The sequence below is a fragment of the Staphylospora marina genome, from assembly GCF_003856495.1.
Lineage (GTDB): Bacteria > Bacillota > Bacilli > Thermoactinomycetales > Thermoactinomycetaceae > Staphylospora > Staphylospora marina.
Genome location: NZ_CP034118.1, coordinates 1,643,359 through 1,663,133, shown reverse-complemented (window position 1 = coordinate 1,663,133; position 19,775 = coordinate 1,643,359). Strand labels below are relative to the sequence as shown.

Below are 19,775 nucleotides of genomic sequence, written 5' to 3'. Positions count from 1 at the left end.
AGGAGAGATTGCAACAAACCCAGGAGGTGCGGAGGATGTCGCTGACACCTTACGATATACACAATAAGGAGTTCAAACGCTCGTTCCGCGGGTATGACGTGGACGAGGTGAACGAATTTCTTGATCAGATCATCAAAGAATTCGAGATCCTCACCCGCGAGAAACTGGAGCTCGAGCAACAGGTCGAAGAGCTTCAGGCGGAAATCGAGCGCCTGATGGAAGGCGAATCGATGTTCCAAAATCAGGCTCCGCAGCCGCAACAGCCGGCGCCGCAACCGATGCCGCCCGCCCAGTCGACGATGCCGCCGATGCCGCAATATCCCGAACCGGTTCAGATGCAACCGACGGCCGCCGCGCTTTCGTCGATGGAGCAAAGCATCCACAAGTCGATTCGCGTGGCTCAGGAAGTGGCCGAAGAAGTGCGTCTGAACGCGAAGAAAGAAGCGGAGCTGATCGTTCAGGAGGCGGAGAAAAACGCCGACCGGATCATCAACGAGGCTTTGCAGAAAGCGCGCGCCATTCACAGCGAGCTGCTGGATCTCAAGCAAAAAGCCACCATTTACCGTGCCCGCTTCCGCACACTGGTGCAATCCCATCTGGACATTCTCGAAAACTCCGATTGGGAGTCTTTGGAAGAACTGGAGAGCGGTCTGGAAGAAAAGGGAAAACAAATCGAGCAAATGGCCGAGCGTGGTCAACCCGCTCCCGACATGATGATGGAACAGCCTGCTCCGCATGCGCATGAATTTACGCAGGAATTCCATCAGGGCATGGAAGATCCGGCCGTCATGGATGAAGTGGCAGCCGCCAATTACATGGAAACGCCGGAAGAAGAACCGCGTCGGGAACTGCGTCGAACCTCCCGGAAGCTGAAGAAAAAAGCCATGTTCTGATCCGGTGACGGGAGATCGCCGGTTCAGGACAACCCATACCGCCAACAGTCATGAAAGGGAAGAGTAGATAGAGGACACCGGTCACAGCGAATTAGGGATGGTGCAAGCCTAATCCGGGTTTCTATCGAAAATCACCCTGGAACTGTCGCCTGAAAAAAGGAGTAAGGTAGACCGCGTCATCCACGTTACGGATGATAAAGGGGATCCGTTTCCCTGCGTTTCGGCGGGGTACGGATCCAGTAGGGTGGTACCGCGGGAGCCTTCTCGTCCCTGGAGGATGAAGAAGGTTTTTTTTATTTATCGTAACGAATGAAAGGAGTGAAACGTTGATGGACTACAGCAAGACACTCAATCTTCCCAAAACCGGTTTTCCCATGAGAGGAAATCTGCCCACCCGCGAACCCGAATGGCAAAAATGGTGGGAAGAAAACAACATTTACAACAAGATGCTGGAAAAGCGGAAAGGTGCACCCAAGTTCATTCTGCATGACGGTCCGCCTTACGCCAACGGCGACATCCACATCGGGCATGCCCTCAACAAATCGCTGAAAGATTTCATCGTTCGTTACAAGGCGTTGAAGGGATTTTACGCCCCGTACGTTCCCGGATGGGACACCCACGGTCTTCCCATCGAGCATGCGATCGTCACGAAGAAAAAAGTGGACAGAAGCAGCGTCGATCCGGTGACGTTCCGCGAAATGTGCAAAGAATACGCGCTGTCCTACATCGAAAAGCAAATGGCGCAGTTCAAACGGCTCGGTGTCACCGGTGACTGGGAACGTCCGTACATCACTTTGTTGCCCGAGTATGAGGCCGCCCAGATCCGCGTGTTCGGCCAAATGATGAAAAAGGGGCACATTTACCGCGGAAAAAAATCGGTTTACTGGTCTCCCACTTCGGAAACCGCCCTTGCCGAAGCGGAAATCGAATACAAAGACAAGCGTTCCGCATCCATCTACGTCTTGTTCCCCGTCAAGGACGGGAAGGGATTGCTTCCGGAAGACAGCCATGTGGTGATCTGGACCACCACGCCGTGGACGTTGCCCGCCAACCTGGCCGTCGCTTTGCATGAGGACCTCGACTACAGCCTGGTGGAAGCCGCAGGGCGGAAAATGCTGATGGCCACGGGATTGGTGGAAAACGTGATGAAGGTGGCTGAGATCAACGATCATGCCGTGGTGAAAACGTTCAAGGGCAAAGAACTGGAAGGCGTGGTCTGCCGCCATCCGTTCTATGACCGTGAAAGCCCGATCGTGTTCGGCGATCACGTTACGCTGGAGGCCGGAACGGGTTGCGTACATACCGCACCCGGACATGGGGAAGAAGACTTCCAACTCGGCATGAAATACGGGCTCGGGGTGCTTTGTCCGGTGGACGGAAAAGGCCGCTTCACCGCGGAGGCTCCCGGATTTGAAGGTCTTTTCTACGAAGACGCCAACAAAAAAGTGACCGAAATCCTGGAAGAGAAAGGTCTCCTGCTCAAACTGACCTTCATCACCCACCAATATCCGCACGACTGGCGGACCAAAAAGCCGGTCATCTTCCGGGCGACGGAGCAATGGTTCGCTTCCGTGGACGGATTCCGTCAAGAGATGCTGGAAGTGATCAAGAAGGTGAAATGGACGCCGGCCTGGGGTGAACTGCGGATGCACAACATGATCGCGGATCGCGGAGACTGGTGCATTTCCCGTCAGCGCATCTGGGGAGTGCCGCTGCCGATCTTCTATTGCGATGCTTGCGGCGAACCTCACGTGACGGACGAAACGATCGAACACGTGGCATCCCTGTTCGAGAAGGAAGGCGAAGGCTCCACCGCCTGGTACGCCAAAGACGTGAAAGAACTTTTGCCGCCCGATCAGAAATGCGGTCGGTGCGGAGGAACCTCTTTCCGCAAAGAGACGGACACCATGGATGTCTGGTTCGACTCGGGCAGCAGCCATGTGGCCGTGTTGACGCAGCGCGAGGAATTGCGGTGGCCGGCTGACCTGTACCTGGAGGGATCCGACCAGTACCGCGGCTGGTTCAACTCCTCCTTGTCCACGGCGGTGGCCACGCGCGGAGAAGCGCCGTATCGGCAAGTGCTCAGCCACGGATTCACCATGGACGGGGAAGGGCGCAAAATGTCCAAATCCCTCGGCAACGTGGTGGAACCGGCGAAAGTGATCAACCAGTACGGGGCGGACATCCTGCGCCTCTGGGTGGCGGCTTCCGATTATCAATCCGACCAGCGGCTTTCCGACGCGATCCTCAAGCAGATTGCCGAGGTTTATCGGAAGATCCGCAACACGTTCCGATTCCTGCTGGGCAATCTCGGCGATTTTGACCCCGCGAAAGACCGGGTGGCCTTCCCTTCCATGACGGAGCTGGACCGCTACGCGCTCTCGAAGCTTCAGGAACTGGTGGAACGGGTGACGAAGGCGTATGACGAATACGACTTCCATCAGGTGTACGTGCTGATTCACAATTATTGCACCGTGTTTCTCAGCCAGTTCTACCTTGATGTGCTGAAAGACCGGTTGTACGTGCTGGCGAAAGACGACAGGGTGCGCCGTTCCGCGCAAACGGTGATGCATGAGACCCTGTTGAGCCTGGTGCGGATGGTCGCTCCGCTGATTCCGCACACGGCGGAAGAAGTGTGGCAGCACACGAAAGGCGTGGAAGAGATCAGCGTGCACCTCAGCGATTTCCCGGAAGCCGATCCGACCGTACGGGATTTGGAACTGGAACGAAAATGGGACCAACTTCTGGAGATCCGGGACGAGGTATTGAAGGCGCTCGAGGAAGCCCGTTCCGAAAAGCGCATCGGTCAATCGCTCGGAGCCGTCGTGGAGCTGACCCCGTCTCCGGAAGTGGAAGAACTGTTGCGGCACACCGATGAACTGGAACAATTGTTCATCGTGTCCGGCGTCACGCTCAATCCCGCTTCCTCCGATGTTCCGGAAGGACGGAAAACGGTGGTGGCGGTTCATGTGGCCGAAGGGGAAAAATGTGAACGCTGCTGGGTGGTCACTCCCACCGTCGGACGCCATGAAGACCATCCCACCCTGTGCGGACGTTGCGCGATCATCGTTCGCGAACATCACGCATCCACCGAAACCAACTGAATCGTCCGGGATGATGCAAAAAAACACGGGGCCAAGTTCCCCGTTCCAATCGCCTGTGCATGGTCCGGGTCACGTGTCGGGTGACCCGGATTTTCTTTTTCCAAATTCGTGATCCGTGGATCCCGGGAGGGCTCCGTGATCTCACCGACAGCATTCGGGAGAGGAGGGATCAGGAGCCGGAATCTCCTCCGCCCCAGCCGTCGGACATCGGGGGAAGTTTGTCCATGGATTCATTCGGACGGGGCTCCCGTTCTTCCACGGTATTTTTTTTGCCCGCAAAAAGGTGGAACCCGACGCCGACGACGATCGCCAACACGGCAATGCCAATCAGGATTTCCATTGATGAGGTGCCTCCCGAACGTTTTTTGAAGATTTCGCAAATGACGTTTCATTTCCTTTATTGCCCCGGTTGCGGAGGATGAAAACGTCCGTATGGACCGCTTCCGGCGATGCAAATCATTCCAACGTCGGCGTTTGTGACAAACGGTTGAGGTGCGATGTGTCATTCAACTTGACGATCGTCCGACAGCCGTGTTTGTCCAGCTTCAAATGAACGATGCAGCATGGATCCAGGTGATACATGATATTGGCCAGATGATGGTCTTCATGAATCCCGAGCCACCAGTGAATCATGCAGATCATCGCATTGGAATGGGACACCATGACGGCAAGATCTTCCTGCCGTTCATCCCGGATCCGGTTCATGAACCGGCAAATGCGGTGATGCAGCATGCGCCAACTTTCTCCTTCCGGATAGGGAATCCAGTCAATGGCCGGTTCGGAGAACGGGTTTTCCATCTTGCGTGCTTCCTCCAAAGGAAGGTTTTTGGCCATTCCGTTGTTCAGTTCGCGCAGGTCCCGTTCCACCTGTGGCTCCTTTCCGATGATGTCGCCGATGATTTGAGCCGTCTCCAGCGCCCGCTTCAGATCACTGGAACAGAAGTGAAATGCCCGTCCCGCCAACATTTCATCAAGTCGATGACCGGTGGCGACGGCCTGTTGACGACCGAATGCCGTAAGCGGCAAATCCGTCCAACCGCCGGTGATTCCCTTGACGTGATGTTCTGATTGGCCGTGTCTGACAATGATCAATTCTTTCAATTTGTCCCTCTCCCATCGTCTTGCAACGTGTTGGATTTACACCGGGTCACCCGTGACATTCAACCGTCCGGGAAGGAGGAAGCGGCTCTTCCCACCAACCTCCCTTGATGACAGAATGAAAAAGACACGGTTTTCAACTCGGGGCGTTCCCGGCAAAGGTTCCCGAAACGGATGAAGACCCGGTCCACATCATGGACCGGGTCTCATGGTGTCTCATGCCGCATCTTGCGACGAATGCTTGCCTTTGTGGACCGCGAAAGCCGTGACGGTCAGAATGGTGAACACGGACGCGACGATCAGGGTGCTGATCCGGTTGTCCGGATTGAACAGAAAGAAGCCGAGAATCACGATCAACAACACGGCGGTCAATCCGACGGAAACGGGACCCAGCGGTGTGCGGTAAGACGTTTCAACCCCCGATTTTTTGCGCAGCCGCAGATATGACAGACAGATCAGGATCCACATGAACAAAACGGAGAAACCGGGAATGCCCATCAAATACCGGAACACGGATTCCGGGGCGAAGAAGGCGACCATTGTGCCCAGCATCAGCCCTGCCATGCTGACCCAGATCCCGGCAACCGGCACGCCTTTTCTGTTCACCCGGGTGAACGCTCGGGGCGCTTCCCCCTGTTCGGCGAGTGAATGGAGCAACCGGCTGGTGGCGTACATGCCGGTGATGGCCGCGGACAAAACGGCGCTCAACATGATGGCGTTCATCACGTGAGCCGCTCCCTTCAACCCGACCGAGGACAACACGTGCACAAACGGACTTCCCTTCGCGGACGCTTCATTCCACGGAATCAGACCGGTGATGACCAGCAGCGGAAGCACGTAGAACAGAACGACCCGAACCATCACGCCACGGATCACGCCGGGCAGCGATTTTTCAGGATCTTTCATTTCCCGAAGGGTGAGACCGATCATTTCGGTTCCGCCGTAGGAGAAGACGACCACCAGGAGAGCCGACAATACGCCGGTCATTCCGTGGGGCAAAAATCCGCCGTGCGCCGTCCAATGGTGACCGTTTGGCCCGTCACCCGCCCCCGGGATGATCCCCGTGAGAATCAATCCGCCGAGCAAAATGAAGATGATCAATGTTCCGATTTTGATTCCGGCCAGCCAGTATTCGATCTCGCCGAAGAGGCGCACGCTGGCCAGGTTGACGGAAATGATGAACAGGGATGAAGCCAGACTCAAAAGCCAGACCGGAACACCGGGAAGCCAGTAGGACAGAAACGTTCCCGCCACCACGACTTCCACGGCCATGACGAGAATCCAGTTGATGAAATAGAGCCAACCGACAAGAAGGGAAAGGCGGGGGCCGAATGCGTCATGAACCAGACCGCGCAGATCTCTTCCGGGATGGCGCAGTGCCATTTCGGCCATGGCGCTCATGACGACGAACAAGAGAAGACCGGCCAGCAGATAGGCGATGACCACTCCGGGACCGGCGGTGGAAATGGTTTCGGAGCTGCCCTGAAAGATTCCGGCACCGATCGCACCGCCGAGTGCCATCATGCGGACATGCCTTGGAAGCAAGGATTTATTGAGAGAAGCCATATCGTCACTCCTGTCTTTCTTTATTGCAAAAAAGCATAACAGCATGAAAGAAAAATGTGAAGCCTTTCCGTAAAAGGCGAACATTTTCAAAGATTCCGCAGGCGCATGAATCGACTTGACCTTTTCCACCAGTCTTTCCGCCAAGCGGACACATGAAAAGCCGGTGCCGGGAAAACGATAGAATACAAATCCAACAATCCGGAGGGAAGGGCATGAATCAGGAGCAACTGAACCGGCTTCGACGGCAACTGCTGGAGGAACAGCAAGAGATCGAAAGACGGCTGCAAAGGAATGATCATTACGGCATGGAGTCGGCGATGAATGAATCGGTGGGAGAATTGTCGGGCTATGACAACCATCCGGCCGATTTGGGAACGGAAATGTTTGAACGGGGGAAGGATTTGGCGCTGAATGAACAGGATGAACATCACTTGAGGGAAATCATGGATGCACTCAGGCGGATGGAAAAAGGGACGTACGGAATCTGCCAAACATGCGGTGCGGAAATCCCGTTTGAACGGTTGGAAGCGGTCCCCACCGCCAAATATTGCGTGGACCATCATCCCGAACAACATGTGTCCGCGCGAAGACCCGTGGAAGAACGTGTCATCCGGCCCGGATCTCATTTCCTCGACGAATCGGACGCCGCGTTTTTTGACGCGGAAGATTCCTGGCAGGAAGTGGAACGCTACGGAACGTCCAATCCCCCGGATTTTTTCCGGGATGCACAGTCTTACAACCAACTGGTGATCGATGCCGGGGAGCAGCGGGGGTATGTCGATTTGGTGGAAGGTTTCACCATCACGGGGATGGACGGACGAAACGAGGGGTTGCCGGAGATCACCCACAATGAAGCATTTCGCCGCAAGGATCAGGAAGAAACGATGGAAGAGGAGAGGCGGGGAGAAGGGTTCCGGGGAGGATCATGAAGCGAAGCGCCCGGAAGCGTTTGCGGGTGGCTGAATGAGCATGAACCGGTGCGATCATTTCGGGAATCCGCCGACCGGTTTCGTTTCGGCCATCCACCGCCGGTGCCGTGCCGGGTCCTTTCCCTTTTCCGCCTGCCGTTTCTGTGCTACAATCAGATGGAAAAAAGTTGGTCACAGGGCTGTGTGAGACAGGAGGAAGATCGTTGAGACATTTTTTTGCCGCACTGTGCATCCTGCTCTTGGACCAATGGACCAAATGGTTGGTTGTTCACAACATGAAGCTGTACGAGTCGATTCCGGTGGTGGACGGATTTTTCTTCATCACCTCTCACCGCAATCGGGGGGCGGCGTTCGGCATCCTGCAAAACCAACAATGGCTGTTTGTCTCCGTGACGATTGTGGTGATCATCGTCATCATGTACTATCTCTGGCAGCTGAAGAACACGCAACCGTGGATGTCCTTTGCCTTTTCGCTTGTCCTCGGCGGTGCGTTCGGAAACCTGGTGGATCGGATCCGGATTGGAGAAGTGGTCGATTTCCTGCATTTCCAGTTCGGTTCTTATCATTTTCCGATTTTCAACGTGGCTGATTCGGCCATCGTGGTCGGGGTCGTCATCCTGATGCTGATCACGTTGTTCACTCCCTCGCAGCCCAAGGAATCCATGACCAAAGCGGGGGAATCTTGATGGAAGACGCATTGGAACAGGTTGAACGACACGAATGGGAAGTGACGGAAGACTACGAAGGAGAACGGCTGGACAAATTCATTCCTTCGTTCAATGACGAATGGTCCCGGGTTCGTGTTCAGGACTGGATCAAAGACGGACGGGTCCTGGTCAACGGACAGCGCAAGAAGGGAAGTTACCGGCTGATGCGGGGGGACCGGGTGGAGCTTGACGTGCCGCCTTTGGAAGAGCTGGCGGTCGAAGCCGAACCGATTCCGCTGGATGTGCGCTACGAAGACGATGACGTGATCGTGGTCAACAAACCGCGGGGGATGGTGGTTCATCCCGGGGCAGGCAATCACTCCGGAACGTTGGTCAACGCACTCCTGCATCACTGCCGCGGACAGTTGTCAGGAATCGGGGGAGTGGCCCGGCCGGGCATTGTTCATCGGATCGACAAGGACACTTCGGGTCTGTTGATCGCAGCAAAAAACGACCTTGCACATCAATCACTGGTATCCCAACTCAAAGCGCATTCGGTCGACCGGGAGTACGTGGCGCTGGTTCACGGTGTGATTCCGCATGATCACGGAACGATCGATGCGCCGATCGGCCGGGATCCGCAGCACCGGCAGCGGATGACGGTGATCCACAAGAACAGCAAACATGCGGTCACCCATTTCACGGTCAAAGAACGGTTCCGGGACGTGACGCTGGTGGAGTGCCGGCTGGAGACAGGCCGGACCCATCAGATTCGCGTGCATATGAAATACATCGGTCACCCGCTGGTGGGGGATCCGGTGTACGGACCGAAGAAACGGGATTGGCCGATGGAAGGGCAGGCCTTGCATGCGCGGGTGCTCGGGTTCGATCATCCGCGGACCGGCGAGCGAATCCGGCTGGAGGCGGAATTGCCGGAAGACATGGAAAAGCTGCTGCGCATGCTGCGATCCGGTCGATGACGCCATTTTTTGTTTGACAAGATGGACATCCTCAGCCATAATTACATGTAAACGTGTGGAACCTTTAAATCCAGTCCCGTGAGGCTGGCAAGGGAACGGCAGCTGAATACAGGGGACCTGCGGTCCGGAATGGAACCGTCGTCCCGTCATGCGCTTTGGTGCATCGCGGGACGCGATGAAACGACGGCCGATGGCCATCGTTTCGCACGGCGCTCCGGTTGCCGCACAGGTCTGAAGTTTGAGCACAGCCGCTTCTTGTCCGCCCGGGACGGGAAGCGGTTTTTTCTTGTCAAGGAAGTACTCCCTGGGAGGTCATGTGCATGAACGGCAAAGTGATTCTGGACGAAGCCGCCATCCGACGTGCCTTGACCCGGATTGCCCACGAGATCCTGGAAAGGAACAAAGGGGTGGAAGATTGCGTGTTGGTCGGCATCCGGACCCGGGGCATCCACCTCGCGCAACGTCTGTCGGAACGAATTCGGCAGATTGAGGGGCGAACCGTGCCGATCGGCGAGCTGGACATCACCCTGTACCGGGATGATCTGACGGAAAAGGCGGATCTTCCGGAAATCCGGGGAACCCATGTCCCTGAAATCCGGGGCAAAAAAGTGATTCTGGTCGATGACGTCCTGTATACCGGACGAACGGTGCGCGCCGCCATGGATGCATTGGTGGATCTCGGTCGCCCGCAAATGATCCAGCTGGCGGTGCTGATCGATCGGGGACACAGGGAATTTCCGATCCGTCCGGATTATGTCGGGAAGAACGTTCCCACGTCCCGCAAGGAGATCGTTTCGGTGGCGCTGCGTGAGTCGGACGGGGTGGAAGATCATGTCAGCATCCGCACCGCATCCGGCGTCACGGCCTGAATCCGGGTGGTTCCGGAGAAAAAATCCATTCTGAAACTCCCTTTAAAGACGGTCCCGTGAGGCCGGCAAGGGGAACGCGATGGTTGGTAACGCGTGCAATGGTGATCGCGTCTCTTTGCCGTGCCGGCAAAGAGCTTTTTTTATGCGCAAAGAAGGAGATGATAAAGTTGAATCAACGCATTCGCATGGATGTTCATGAGAAGCCGAAGCTGTTGACCTGGATCGCGCTGAGTTTTCAGCATCTGTTTGCCATGTTCGGGGCGACGATCCTGGTGCCGATTCTGACCGGGTTGGACCCGTCGGTGGCCCTGTTGACCAGCGGATTGGGAACGATCGCCTACCTGCTCATCACCCGCGGCAAGATTCCCGCGTATCTCGGTTCTTCCTTCGCATTCATCGTTCCGATCATCACCGTTTCGATGGGCGGCGTCGAGATGGGCAAGGCGTTGTTCGGCTGTTTCGTGATCGGCCTGATGTACGCCCTGGTCGCCTTGCTGGTCCGGAAATACGGTGTGGGTTGGCTGGACAAACTGCTGCCGCCGGTCGTCATCGGTTCGGTGGTCATCGTGATCGGTCTGGCGCTGGCCGGCGTGGCCGTGGACATGGCCAGCATGAAAGACGTGACGCAGGATATGCCGGGAACCACCGCCGAGTGGCAAGCCGTGCAAGGAGACATCAAGAGCGTTGACGCGGACAACGGCACCGTCACCCTGCACGTCTATTCGCTGGAAAACTTCGGAGTGGCCCTCGCCACGCTGGCCATCGCCATCATCGCAAGCATCTTCTTCCGCGGGTTCCTGAACATCATTCCGATTCTGATCGGAATCATCGGGGGTTACCTGGTGGCTGTCGCATTCGGAATGGTGGATTTCACTCCGGTCAAGGAAGCGAAATGGTTTTCCGTGCCGGCGTTTGTCACCCCGGTCTTTGATCTGAAAGCCGCTCTGGTGATGATTCCGGTGACGCTGGTCGTGCTCGCCGAACATATCGGACATCTGGTGGTGACCTCCAACATCATGGGGCGGGATCTGGCGAAAGATCCGGGATTGCACCGCTCCCTGATGGGCGACGGCGTGGCCACTTCGATGGCTGCCCTGATCGGCGGACCGCCCACCACCACCTACGGAGAAAACATCGGTGTGATGGCCATCACCCGGATCTTCAGCGTGTGGGTGATCGGCGGTGCCGCGGTGCTTGCCATGAGCTTTGCGTTTATCGGAAAACTGTCGGCCCTGATCCGCACCATTCCGGTTCCGGTGATGGGCGGGGTCTCCATTTTGCTGTTCGGCATCATCGCTTCCGCGGGTCTGCGGATGCTGATCGACAACAAGGTGGATTTCAGCAACCGTCGCAATCTGGTGATCGCTTCCGTCGTCCTGGTGATCGGGATCGGCGGCGCCGTGTTGAAGTTCGTCGACATCCACCTCGAACTGGAAGGCATGGCGCTGGCTACGGTGGTCGGCATTTTGCTGAATGCGGTTTTGCCGGAAAATCAGGAAGATGAACCGGAGACTGCAGCCCCCGAAGCGGTTTGAACCCCCTGAGCCATGAAGCAGAGGAGGAAACGGAATGTCCGCACTCCATCTCGGGAATCATGTTCATTTGCTCGACACGTCCGGGCTTGATCGATCGGAAATGACGGAAATCCTCGACCGTGCCGCCTGGTGGGAGAGATCCTGGACACCGGGAACCGCACCGCTGGCCGGCCGGTTCGCCGCCAATCTGTTTTTCGAACCCAGCACGAGAACGCGCTTCTCGTTTGAAGTGGCGGAAACTAAGCTGGGGTTGCACGCGATGAACTTCACGCCGGAGATTTCCAGCACCGCCAAAGGGGAATCGTTGTACGACACGGTTCGGACGCTTGCCTCCATCGGGGTGGAAGTGGCGGTCATCCGTCATTCGGATCCCGATGCGATCCGGGCACTCGTGCACAGAGATCCCGGGCTTGCCGTGATCAATGCCGGGGCCGGCAGTTGGGCCCATCCCACCCAAGCCCTGCTGGATTTGTACACCATGCGCAAGCGGTTCAAAGAGCTGTCCGGGCTCACGGTGGCGATCATCGGGGATCTGGCTCACAGCCGGGTGTTGCGGTCCAACATCCATGCGCTGAAAACGTTCGGCGCCCGGGTGATCCTGTCCGGACCTCCCGAAATGCGGGCCCCCGAACTGGAGGCGGAAGCGGCGTATGTGCCGTTCGAGTCGGCGCTGGCCGAAGCGGACGTGGTGATGCTTCTGCGCGTGCAGCTGGAGCGGCACGACCGGCGCCTGTTCTCCTCGGCCGAAGAGTATCACGCGGCATACGGGCTCAATCATTCACGGTTGGAACGGATGAAGCCGCACGCGGTGATCATGCATCCCGCGCCTGTCAACCGGGGAGTGGAAATCGACGGAGATCTGGTGGAACATCCGCGCTCCCTGATTTTTGAACAGATGTCCAACGGAGTCTGGATACGCATGGCTGTACTCGAGCGGGCATTGGAGGGTGGAAGGAAATGAAAATACTGTTCAAAAACGGGTGCATCCTGGAACCCGAAACGGGAGAATTGGTCAAGCGGGACATTTTGATCGACGGCGGCCGGATCGCGGACGTGGCTCCGGACATCCCGGAGTCTTCACGGGAAGGCGCGGAAGTGTGGGATGTATCCGGTAAATTCATCTCCGCCGGGTTCATCGACATGCATGTTCACCTGCGGGAGCCGGGCTTCGAGCGAAAAGAGACCATTGAAACGGGAACGAAGGCCGCGGCCAGGGGAGGATTCACCACGGTGGCCTGCATGCCCAACACCCGGCCTCCGCTGGATACGGCCGACAAAGTGAGACAGGTGCTGGAAAAGGCACGGGAAACGGGATCCGCCCGGGTTCTTCCTTACGGTGCCATCACGTTGGGGCAGCGCGGCGAGGAGTTGACGGACATGGCCGCGCTGAAGGAAGCCGGCGTGATCGGCGTGACCGATGACGGTGTCGGGGTGCAAAACGCGCGGGTCATGAAAGAGGCGATGCGGCTCGCCTACTCTCTCGGTCTGCCGGTGGTGGCCCATACGGAGGACAATGATCTTGCGCGCGGCGGATGCGTCCATGACGGCATGTTCGCCCGTCGCCACGGACTGCCCGGCATTCCTGGGGAAGCCGAATCGGTGCAGGTGGCCAGGGACATTCTGCTGGCGGAGGATGTGGGCGTGCACTACCATGTTTGTCACATCAGCACGGCACAAACGGTTCGGCTCATTCGGGAAGCCAAGGCGAGAGGTCAGAAAGTCACCTGTGAAGTGACGCCCCATCACCTTCTCCTCTGCGACGAGGACATTCCCCATCCGGACGGCAACTGGAAGATGAACCCGCCGCTCAGGTCGGCCGCCGACAGGGAGGCACTGATCGAAGGATTGAAGGACGGAACGATCGACATCATCGCGACCGATCACGCTCCGCATACCGCGGATGAGAAAGCGCAGGGCATGCGTCTCGCTCCGTTCGGCATCGTCGGGTTGGAAACCGCGTTTCCCCTGCTCTACACCCATTTGGTGCTGAAAGGAATCCTCACCCTGAAGGAGCTGGTCGACAAATTGACCGTCAAGCCGGCCGAAGTGTTCGGTCTTCCCTGGGGCCGGCTGGCACCGGGCCTTCCGGCGGATCTGACGGTGATCGATCTGGAGCTGGAACGGCCGATCGAGCCCGACACATTCCGATCGAAGGGGCGCAATACCCCCTTTGCGGGTTGGAGGGTGAAAGGCTGGCCGGTGCTCACCTTGCTCGGCGGGGAAGTGACCTGGGATCAGGCGGAAACGGCGTTCACCTTCGGGGAGTGACATCCCCGAAGGTGTTTGACAAGGAGGGAGAACGTTGAGACAGGCGAGATTGATGCTTGAAGACGGAACCCTGTTCACCGGCGTGTCGTTCGGTGCGGAAGGGATCACCATGGGGGAAGTGGTGTTCAACACCGGCATGACCGGTTATCAGGAAATTTTGACGGATCCGTCCTACTGCGGACAAATCGTTTGCATGACCTATCCGCTGATCGGCAACTACGGCGTGGCCCGTGACGACAACGAGTCGCTTCGCCCGTGGGCGCAGGGGTTGATCGTGCGGGAATACGCGGAATTTGCCAGCAACTGGAGAAATGAACAGACCATCGGGGACTTTCTGAAAGAGTACGGCATCCCGGGAATCGCCGGCATCGACACCCGGGCGCTCACCCGCCGCCTTCGCGTGCACGGAACGATGAAGGGGGTCCTCACCACGGGGGATGAGTCGGAAGAAGAACTGCGCGAGCGTTTGCGGTTGCCGCTGATGCGGGACCAGGTGGCGCGGGTCAGCACGAAGAGCATTCATATCGCCCCCAGCTACGGAAAACGCGTGGTCTTGATGGATTTCGGCGCAAAACACAACATTCAGCGGGAATTGGTGGAGCGTCAATGTGAAGTGATCACCGTGCCGTACAACACCTCCGCCGAGGAAATTCTCCGCTTCAAGCCGGACGGGGTCATGCTCTCCAACGGTCCGGGAGACCCGAAAGACGTTCCCGAAGCGATTCTCACCATCCGCAAGTTGCTCGGCAACGTGCCGATTTTCGGCATCTGTCTGGGGCATCAACTGATGGCTCTCGCTTGTGGCGCCAATACGGTGAAACTGAAGTTCGGTCACCGCGGCGGCAACCATCCGGTGAAAGAGCTGGCCACCGGCAGAACCGTGATCACTTCGCAAAATCACGGGTACGCCGTCGATGCCGATTCCATCCGGGGGACGGATCTGGAGATCAGTCACGTCGCCCTGAACGACGGGACGGTGGAAGGGCTCGTGCACAAAAAGCTGCCGGCGTTTTCCGTCCAGTATCATCCCGAATCGGCACCGGGACCGCTTGACTCCGGCTATCTCTTTGACCGCTTCCATGAGCTGATGGAGTCCTTCGCGCGGAAAGGGGAGACGCAGCATGCCTAAGGATCCTTCGCTGAAAAAAATTCTCGTCATCGGTTCCGGCCCGATCATCATCGGACAAGCGGCCGAATTTGATTACGCCGGAACCCAGGCTTGCCAGGCTCTCAAGGAAGAGGGACTGGAAGTGGTGCTCATCAACAGCAATCCGGCCACGATCATGACCGACACCAACATGGCCGACCGGGTGTACATCGAACCGCTGACGGCCGAATTCGTGACGCAAGTGATCCGCAAGGAACGGCCCGACGGGCTGCTGCCCACCCTGGGAGGTCAGACGGGGCTCAATCTGGCGGTGGAACTGGCCGAACAAGGCGTGCTGGAGCGGGAAGGCGTCAAGCTGTTGGGAACGGATCTCAGGGCCATTCAATGCGCGGAAGACAGGGACCTGTTTCGCAGCCTGATGAAGAGAATCGGAGAACCGGTTCCGGAAAGCACCATCGTGCATACCGTCGAAGAAGCGGTGGAGTTTGCCGGCAAGATCGGCTACCCGGTGATCGTCCGACCGGCCTACACGCTCGGCGGAACCGGAGGCGGCATCGCCACCCACGAGGAAGAATTGCGGGAGATCGTGGACAACGGCCTCCACTCCAGTCCGATCAATCAGTGCCTCATCGAGCAGAGCATCGCCGGTTACAAAGAGATCGAGTACGAAGTGATGCGTGACGCCGCGGACAATTGCATCGTCGTCTGCAACATGGAAAACTTCGATCCGGTCGGCATCCACACCGGAGACAGCATCGTGTTCGCTCCCAGCCAGACGCTTTCCGACCGGGAATACCACATGCTGCGCACCTCGGCGCTGAAAATCATCCGCGAGTTGGACATCCGCGGAGGCTGCAACGTCCAGTTTGCGCTGGACCCGCACAGCTTCCGGTACTACGTGATCGAAGTGAATCCGCGGGTGAGCCGCTCATCGGCACTCGCATCCAAGGCGACCGGTTACCCGATCGCACGGATTGCCGCCAAAATCGCCGTCGGCTACCGGTTGGACGAGCTGAAAAATCCGGTCACCGGACAAACGTACGCCTGCTTTGAACCGGCGCTGGATTATGTGGTGACCAAGATTCCGCGCTGGCCGTTTGACAAGTTCGCATCGGCCAACCGGAGCCTGGGAACCCAGATGAAAGCGACCGGGGAAGTGATGGCCATCGGCCGCACGCTGGAGGAATCCTTGCTCAAAGCGGTCCGCTCGCTGGAGATCGGGCGCGATTCCCTCATGTGGCCGGAGGCGGCGGAGCTGTCGGAAGAGGAAATGCGTCGCCGGCTGGTCAAGGCGGACGATGAGCGCCTCTTCCTGCTTGCGGAGTGGTTCCGCCGGGGACACAGCCTGGAGGAAGCGCATCAACTGACCCGCATCGACCGGTTCTTCCTGTACAAACTGAGCCGGATCATCCGGATGGAGCACAGCATCGCCGAAGCTTCCGAACTGAGCGGCGAACTTTTGCTGGACGCGAAACGGATGGGATTCACCGACAGGACCATCGGTCGGCTGCGCGGCCTGACGGATCGCGAAGTGCGCCGATTGCGCAAGGAACGCGGCATTCTCCCGGTGTACAAAATCGTCGATACCTGTGCCGCCGAGTTTGAAGCGGAAACGCCGTATTATTACTCGACGTACGAAACGGAAGACGAAGTGAATCCGGGCAAAGACAAGAAAAGCATCATCGTGTTGGGGTCCGGGCCGATCCGCATCGGGCAGGGCGTGGAATTCGACTACGCCACCGTTCACGCGATCTGGGCGCTGCGCGACGCAGGTTACGAAGCGGTGATCGTCAACAACAACCCGGAGACGGTCTCCACCGACTTCAACACGTCGGATCGCCTGTATTTTGAGCCGCTATTCAAGGAAGATGTGCTGAACATCATTGAGAAAGAAAATCCGGTGGGAGTCATCGTCCAGTTCGGCGGACAGACCGCCCTCAACCTGGCACGCGACCTGAAAGAAGAGGGAATCCCCATCATCGGTACGTCCCTTGAGGCGATTGATCGTGCCGAAGACCGGAAGAAGTTTGAAAAACTGTTGAAAGAAGCCGGAATCGCCCAGCCGCCCGGTTCGGCCGTCACCTCGACGGAAGAGGCGGCGGAAACGGCGAAGCGGCTCGGCTATCCGGTGCTGGTTCGGCCTTCCTATGTGCTCGGCGGACGGGCGATGGAAATCGTCCACAGCGAAGATGAACTGCGCGCCTACATGAAAGAAGCGGTGAAAATCAATCCGGAGCACCCGGTTCTGATCGATCGCTATCTCCTGGGCAAAGAACTGGAAGTGGATGCCATCAGTGACGGAACCGATGTCCTGATCCCGGGAATCATGGAACACATTGAGCGGGCCGGGGTTCACTCCGGGGACTCCATCGCCGTCTATCCGGCACAGTCGATCACCGAGGAACAAAAACGGCGCATCATCGAGATTACCACGGACATTTCCCGCGCTTTGGACAATCGGGGGCTCATCAACATCCAGTTCGTCCTGTTCAAAGGCGACATCTACGTGCTGGAAGTGAATCCGCGGGCATCCCGAACCGTCCCGTTCCTCAGCAAAGTGACCGGCATTCCGATGGCCCAGGTGGCCACCCGGATCATGCTCGGACAGTCACTGGCGGAGCAGGGTTACTCCGGAGGACTTTGGCCCGAGCCGGAAGAAGTGGCCGTCAAGGTACCGGTCTTCTCCTTCGCCAAATTGCGCCGCGTCGACATTACGCTGGGACCGGAAATGAAATCGACCGGTGAAGTGATGGGACGCGACCGGGATTATGCCCGCGCCGTCTACAAAGGTCTGCTGGCCGCCGGCATTTCCATGCCGCGATTCGGGACGGTGGTGGCCACACTGGGGGACAAAGACAAAGAAGAAGCCGTTCCGCTCATTCATCGTCTGCATCGCCTCGGTTACCGAATCGTGTCCACCAGCGGCACCGCCGATATTCTGGAAGCGTCCGGATTGCCCGTGGAGCGAGTGAAGAAGCTGAAAGAGGGTTCGCCCAACATCCTCGATCTCATCCGCCAGGGCAAGGCCGACTTGGTGATCAACACCTGGACCCGCGGCAAAACGCCGGAGAGAGACGGCTTCCGCATCCGCCGGGAAGCGGTGGAGCACGGCGTGGCATGTTTCACCTCCCTGGATACCGTCTCCGCGCTGATCGACACGCTGGAATCCATCTATATGGGGGCCGAGCCCATCGGTCAGCCTCTCGTGCCGCCGAAACGTTCCAAAGAACGGGTGGTCACCGCCTGATCCCGCTCAATCGGAACGGGGGACTCCGTGGTCCCGAAGGAAAGCGGATCCCTGTTCTCTCAGACATGAACCGGTTGAAAGGAAGGTTTGCATGAACGCACCCGATCGCCGCGTCATCGTGGCCCTGGATCTGCCGGATGCCGAAGCGGCGGAACACCTGCTCGCGAAATTGCTGCCCAGGAAACCGTTCATCAAGGTGGGGTACCAACTGTTTTACGCCGTCGGTCCCGCATGGGTGGCTCGCAAAAAGGAAGCCGGCTTTCCGGTGTTCCTCGATTTGAAGCTGCATGACATTCCCAATACGGTGAAAAAAGGCGTGGAATCACTGGGAAGACTCGGGGTGGATCTGCTGACCCTTCATGCCTCCGGAGGAAGCGCCATGATGGAGGCAGCCCGGGAAGCGGCGGAGAAAACGGCTTCGGGCACGCATCGCACCCGGCTTCTCGCCGTTACACAGCTGACCAGCACCGACCGGGAGATGTTGAATGACGAGCTCGGCATACCGGGGACGGTCGGGGAACATGTTCTCCGACTGGCGCGGCTGGCCCAACGCTCCGGCGTGGACGGCGTGGTTTGCTCCGGGCATGAGGTTCGCCGGATCAAGGAAGTGACCGGTTCCGGATTTCTGGCCGTCACGCCGGGCATCCGTCCCGCCGGAACGGACGCCGGAGACCAGAAACGGATCATGACCCCGTCTTTGGCCATCAAAGAAGGCGCCGACTTTCTGGTGGTCGGCAGGCCGGTCACGGGAGCGGCGGATCCCGCGGCCGCCTATGAGGCCATTCTTCGGGAAATCTCACACACGGACACAAGGAGTGGACACGCATGACCTGGACATTGCAAGAGGCGATCAACCGCACCGGCGTGTTGAAGGAAGGTCACTTCCTGCTGTCTTCCGGCCGGCACAGCAATCGTTACATGCAATGCGCTCTGCTGTTGATGCATCCGTCGGATGCGGAAGAAACCGGCCGCGCGCTTGCCGACCGTTTCCGCGACTTGTCCGTCGACATTGTCGTCGGTCCGGCGCTGGGAGGTGTCATCATCGCCCATGAAACCGCGCGCGCCCTCGGTGTTCCCTGCCTGTTCGCCGAACGCAGGGAAGGGGTCATGACGCTGCGCCGCGGTTTTTCCGTCAAGCCCGGACAGAAAGTGTTGGTGGTGGAAGACGTGGTCACCACCGGCGGGTCCGTCAAGGAAGTGATTGCGCTGCTCGAGGAAACGGGGGCGGAGATTCTCGCCGTCGGTTCGATCATCGACCGGACGGGCGGCAACAACCCGTTCCCCGTCCGCTACGAAGCGCTGATGAGCGTGGAGATCGAGTCCTGGACTCCGGAGGAATGCCCGCTCTGCAAACAGGGAATTCCCGCCGAAAAACCGGGCAGCCGGACAAGCAAGAAGTGAATCGATGGACTGCTGGTTTGCACCCCGGAACGGAGACGTTCCGGGGATTTTTTTCAAGGAAGCATCACGGATTGACCGACAACCTCCAAGTCAACGGCTGTGCCTGTTGTCCCCGGAGGCTGTTCGGATA

General features: G+C 58.1%; 16 protein-coding genes and 1 other annotated feature. Of the genes, 13 read left to right on the top strand and 3 right to left on the bottom strand.

The features are described 5' to 3' along the window. Positions 1–35 precede the first annotated feature (35 nt). Positions 36–893: a DivIVA domain-containing protein gene (locus EG886_RS08270; RefSeq protein ID WP_124727697.1), complete on the top strand. Its 858-nt coding sequence runs from the start codon at positions 36–38 to the stop codon at positions 891–893. 41 nt (positions 894–934) lie between these two features. Then, positions 935–1,168 (top strand) — a binding site (T-box leader). A gap of 54 nt (positions 1,169–1,222) precedes the next feature. Then, positions 1,223–3,997, top strand: coding sequence for an isoleucine--tRNA ligase (gene ileS / locus EG886_RS08265; protein ID WP_124727696.1), 2,775 nt, complete (start codon positions 1,223–1,225; stop codon positions 3,995–3,997). Positions 3,998–4,166: 169 nt separating this feature from the next. On the opposite strand, the gene EG886_RS13740 is transcribed toward ileS, so the two are convergent. The 3 genes from EG886_RS13740 to EG886_RS08255 all read right to left on the bottom strand — a co-directional run bounded on the left by EG886_RS13740 (position 4,167) and on the right by EG886_RS08255 (position 6,661). Beyond that, a complete protein-coding gene (locus EG886_RS13740; protein WP_164491736.1) occupies positions 4,167–4,337 on the bottom strand; it encodes a hypothetical protein in 171 nt (56 codons plus the stop codon). Positions 4,338–4,453: 116 nt separating this feature from the next. Beyond that, positions 4,454–5,098 (bottom strand): histidine phosphatase family protein, encoded by a 645-nt coding sequence (locus EG886_RS08260; protein WP_164491735.1) that lies wholly within the window; start codon positions 5,096–5,098, stop codon positions 4,454–4,456. A 213-nt stretch (positions 5,099–5,311) separates the two neighbouring features. After that, on the bottom strand, positions 5,312–6,661 hold the full coding sequence (locus EG886_RS08255; RefSeq protein WP_124727694.1) for an amino acid permease: 1,350 nt from the start codon (positions 6,659–6,661) through the stop codon (positions 5,312–5,314). Positions 6,662–6,873: 212 nt separating this feature from the next. Between EG886_RS08255 and EG886_RS08250 the strand changes: the two genes are divergently transcribed. The 11 genes from EG886_RS08250 to pyrE all read left to right on the top strand — a co-directional run bounded on the left by EG886_RS08250 (position 6,874) and on the right by pyrE (position 19,645). Continuing rightward, on the top strand, positions 6,874–7,590 hold the full coding sequence (locus EG886_RS08250) for a TraR/DksA C4-type zinc finger protein (RefSeq protein WP_164491734.1): 717 nt from the start codon (positions 6,874–6,876) through the stop codon (positions 7,588–7,590). Between the two features lie 203 nt (positions 7,591–7,793). After that, positions 7,794–8,276, top strand: coding sequence for a signal peptidase II (lspA, locus tag EG886_RS08245; protein WP_124727692.1), 483 nt, complete (start codon positions 7,794–7,796; stop codon positions 8,274–8,276). Next, positions 8,276–9,217, top strand: coding sequence for an RluA family pseudouridine synthase (locus tag EG886_RS08240; RefSeq protein WP_124727691.1), 942 nt, complete (start codon positions 8,276–8,278; stop codon positions 9,215–9,217). Before lspA ends, EG886_RS08240 begins: the two co-directional genes overlap by 1 nt. A gap of 320 nt (positions 9,218–9,537) precedes the next feature. Beyond that, positions 9,538–10,086 carry a bifunctional pyr operon transcriptional regulator/uracil phosphoribosyltransferase PyrR gene (pyrR, locus tag EG886_RS08235; RefSeq protein ID WP_124727690.1) on the top strand — a complete coding sequence of 183 codons (549 nt, stop codon included), beginning with the start codon at positions 9,538–9,540 and terminating at the stop codon, positions 10,084–10,086. A 158-nt stretch (positions 10,087–10,244) separates the two neighbouring features. Beyond that, positions 10,245–11,621: a uracil permease gene (gene uraA / locus EG886_RS08230; protein ID WP_206425303.1), complete on the top strand. Its 1,377-nt coding sequence runs from the start codon at positions 10,245–10,247 to the stop codon at positions 11,619–11,621. 34 nt (positions 11,622–11,655) lie between these two features. Then, positions 11,656–12,582 (top strand): aspartate carbamoyltransferase catalytic subunit, encoded by a 927-nt coding sequence (locus tag EG886_RS08225; RefSeq protein ID WP_124727688.1) that lies wholly within the window; start codon positions 11,656–11,658, stop codon positions 12,580–12,582. After that, a complete protein-coding gene (locus EG886_RS08220; RefSeq protein ID WP_124727687.1) occupies positions 12,579–13,889 on the top strand; it encodes a dihydroorotase in 1,311 nt (436 codons plus the stop codon). The genes EG886_RS08225 and EG886_RS08220 overlap by 4 nt, the downstream gene beginning before the upstream one ends. A gap of 52 nt (positions 13,890–13,941) precedes the next feature. Then, the gene (locus EG886_RS08215) at positions 13,942–15,018 is read left to right on the top strand and encodes a carbamoyl phosphate synthase small subunit (RefSeq protein WP_124728724.1); all 1,077 of its coding nucleotides are present in this window, start codon (positions 13,942–13,944) and stop codon (positions 15,016–15,018) included. After that, positions 15,011–18,244: a carbamoyl-phosphate synthase large subunit gene (gene carB / locus EG886_RS08210; protein ID WP_124727686.1), complete on the top strand. Its 3,234-nt coding sequence runs from the start codon at positions 15,011–15,013 to the stop codon at positions 18,242–18,244. Before EG886_RS08215 ends, carB begins: the two co-directional genes overlap by 8 nt. Positions 18,245–18,335: 91 nt before the next feature. Next, positions 18,336–19,073, top strand: a complete 738-nt coding sequence (gene pyrF / locus EG886_RS08205) for an orotidine-5'-phosphate decarboxylase (protein ID WP_124727685.1) — start codon at positions 18,336–18,338, stop codon at positions 19,071–19,073. After that, positions 19,070–19,645: an orotate phosphoribosyltransferase gene (gene pyrE / locus EG886_RS08200; RefSeq protein WP_124727684.1), complete on the top strand. Its 576-nt coding sequence runs from the start codon at positions 19,070–19,072 to the stop codon at positions 19,643–19,645. The genes pyrF and pyrE overlap by 4 nt, the downstream gene beginning before the upstream one ends. Positions 19,646–19,775 lie beyond the last annotated feature (130 nt).

Bases quoted from the DNA above. Each gene is read 5' to 3' on its own strand.
- EG886_RS08270 (WP_124727697.1), top strand. From the start codon at position 36: ATGTCGCTGACACCTTACGATATACACAATAAGGAGTTCAAACGCTCG.
- ileS (WP_124727696.1), top strand. From the start codon at position 1,223: ATGGACTACAGCAAGACACTCAATCTTCCCAAAACCGGTTTTCCCATG.
- EG886_RS13740 (WP_164491736.1), bottom strand. From the start codon at position 4,337: ATGGAAATCCTGATTGGCATTGCCGTGTTGGCGATCGTCGTCGGCGTC.
- EG886_RS08255 (WP_124727694.1), bottom strand. From the start codon at position 6,661: ATGGCTTCTCTCAATAAATCCTTGCTTCCAAGGCATGTCCGCATGATG.
- EG886_RS08250 (WP_164491734.1), top strand. From the start codon at position 6,874: ATGAATCAGGAGCAACTGAACCGGCTTCGACGGCAACTGCTGGAGGAA.
- EG886_RS08240 (WP_124727691.1), top strand. From the start codon at position 8,276: ATGGAAGACGCATTGGAACAGGTTGAACGACACGAATGGGAAGTGACG.
- pyrR (WP_124727690.1), top strand. From the start codon at position 9,538: ATGAACGGCAAAGTGATTCTGGACGAAGCCGCCATCCGACGTGCCTTG.
- uraA (WP_206425303.1), top strand. From the start codon at position 10,245: ATGATAAAGTTGAATCAACGCATTCGCATGGATGTTCATGAGAAGCCG.
- EG886_RS08225 (WP_124727688.1), top strand. From the start codon at position 11,656: ATGTCCGCACTCCATCTCGGGAATCATGTTCATTTGCTCGACACGTCC.
- EG886_RS08220 (WP_124727687.1), top strand. From the start codon at position 12,579: ATGAAAATACTGTTCAAAAACGGGTGCATCCTGGAACCCGAAACGGGA.
- EG886_RS08215 (WP_124728724.1), top strand. From the start codon at position 13,942: ATGCTTGAAGACGGAACCCTGTTCACCGGCGTGTCGTTCGGTGCGGAA.
- carB (WP_124727686.1), top strand. From the start codon at position 15,011: ATGCCTAAGGATCCTTCGCTGAAAAAAATTCTCGTCATCGGTTCCGGC.
- pyrF (WP_124727685.1), top strand. From the start codon at position 18,336: ATGAACGCACCCGATCGCCGCGTCATCGTGGCCCTGGATCTGCCGGAT.
- pyrE (WP_124727684.1), top strand. From the start codon at position 19,070: ATGACCTGGACATTGCAAGAGGCGATCAACCGCACCGGCGTGTTGAAG.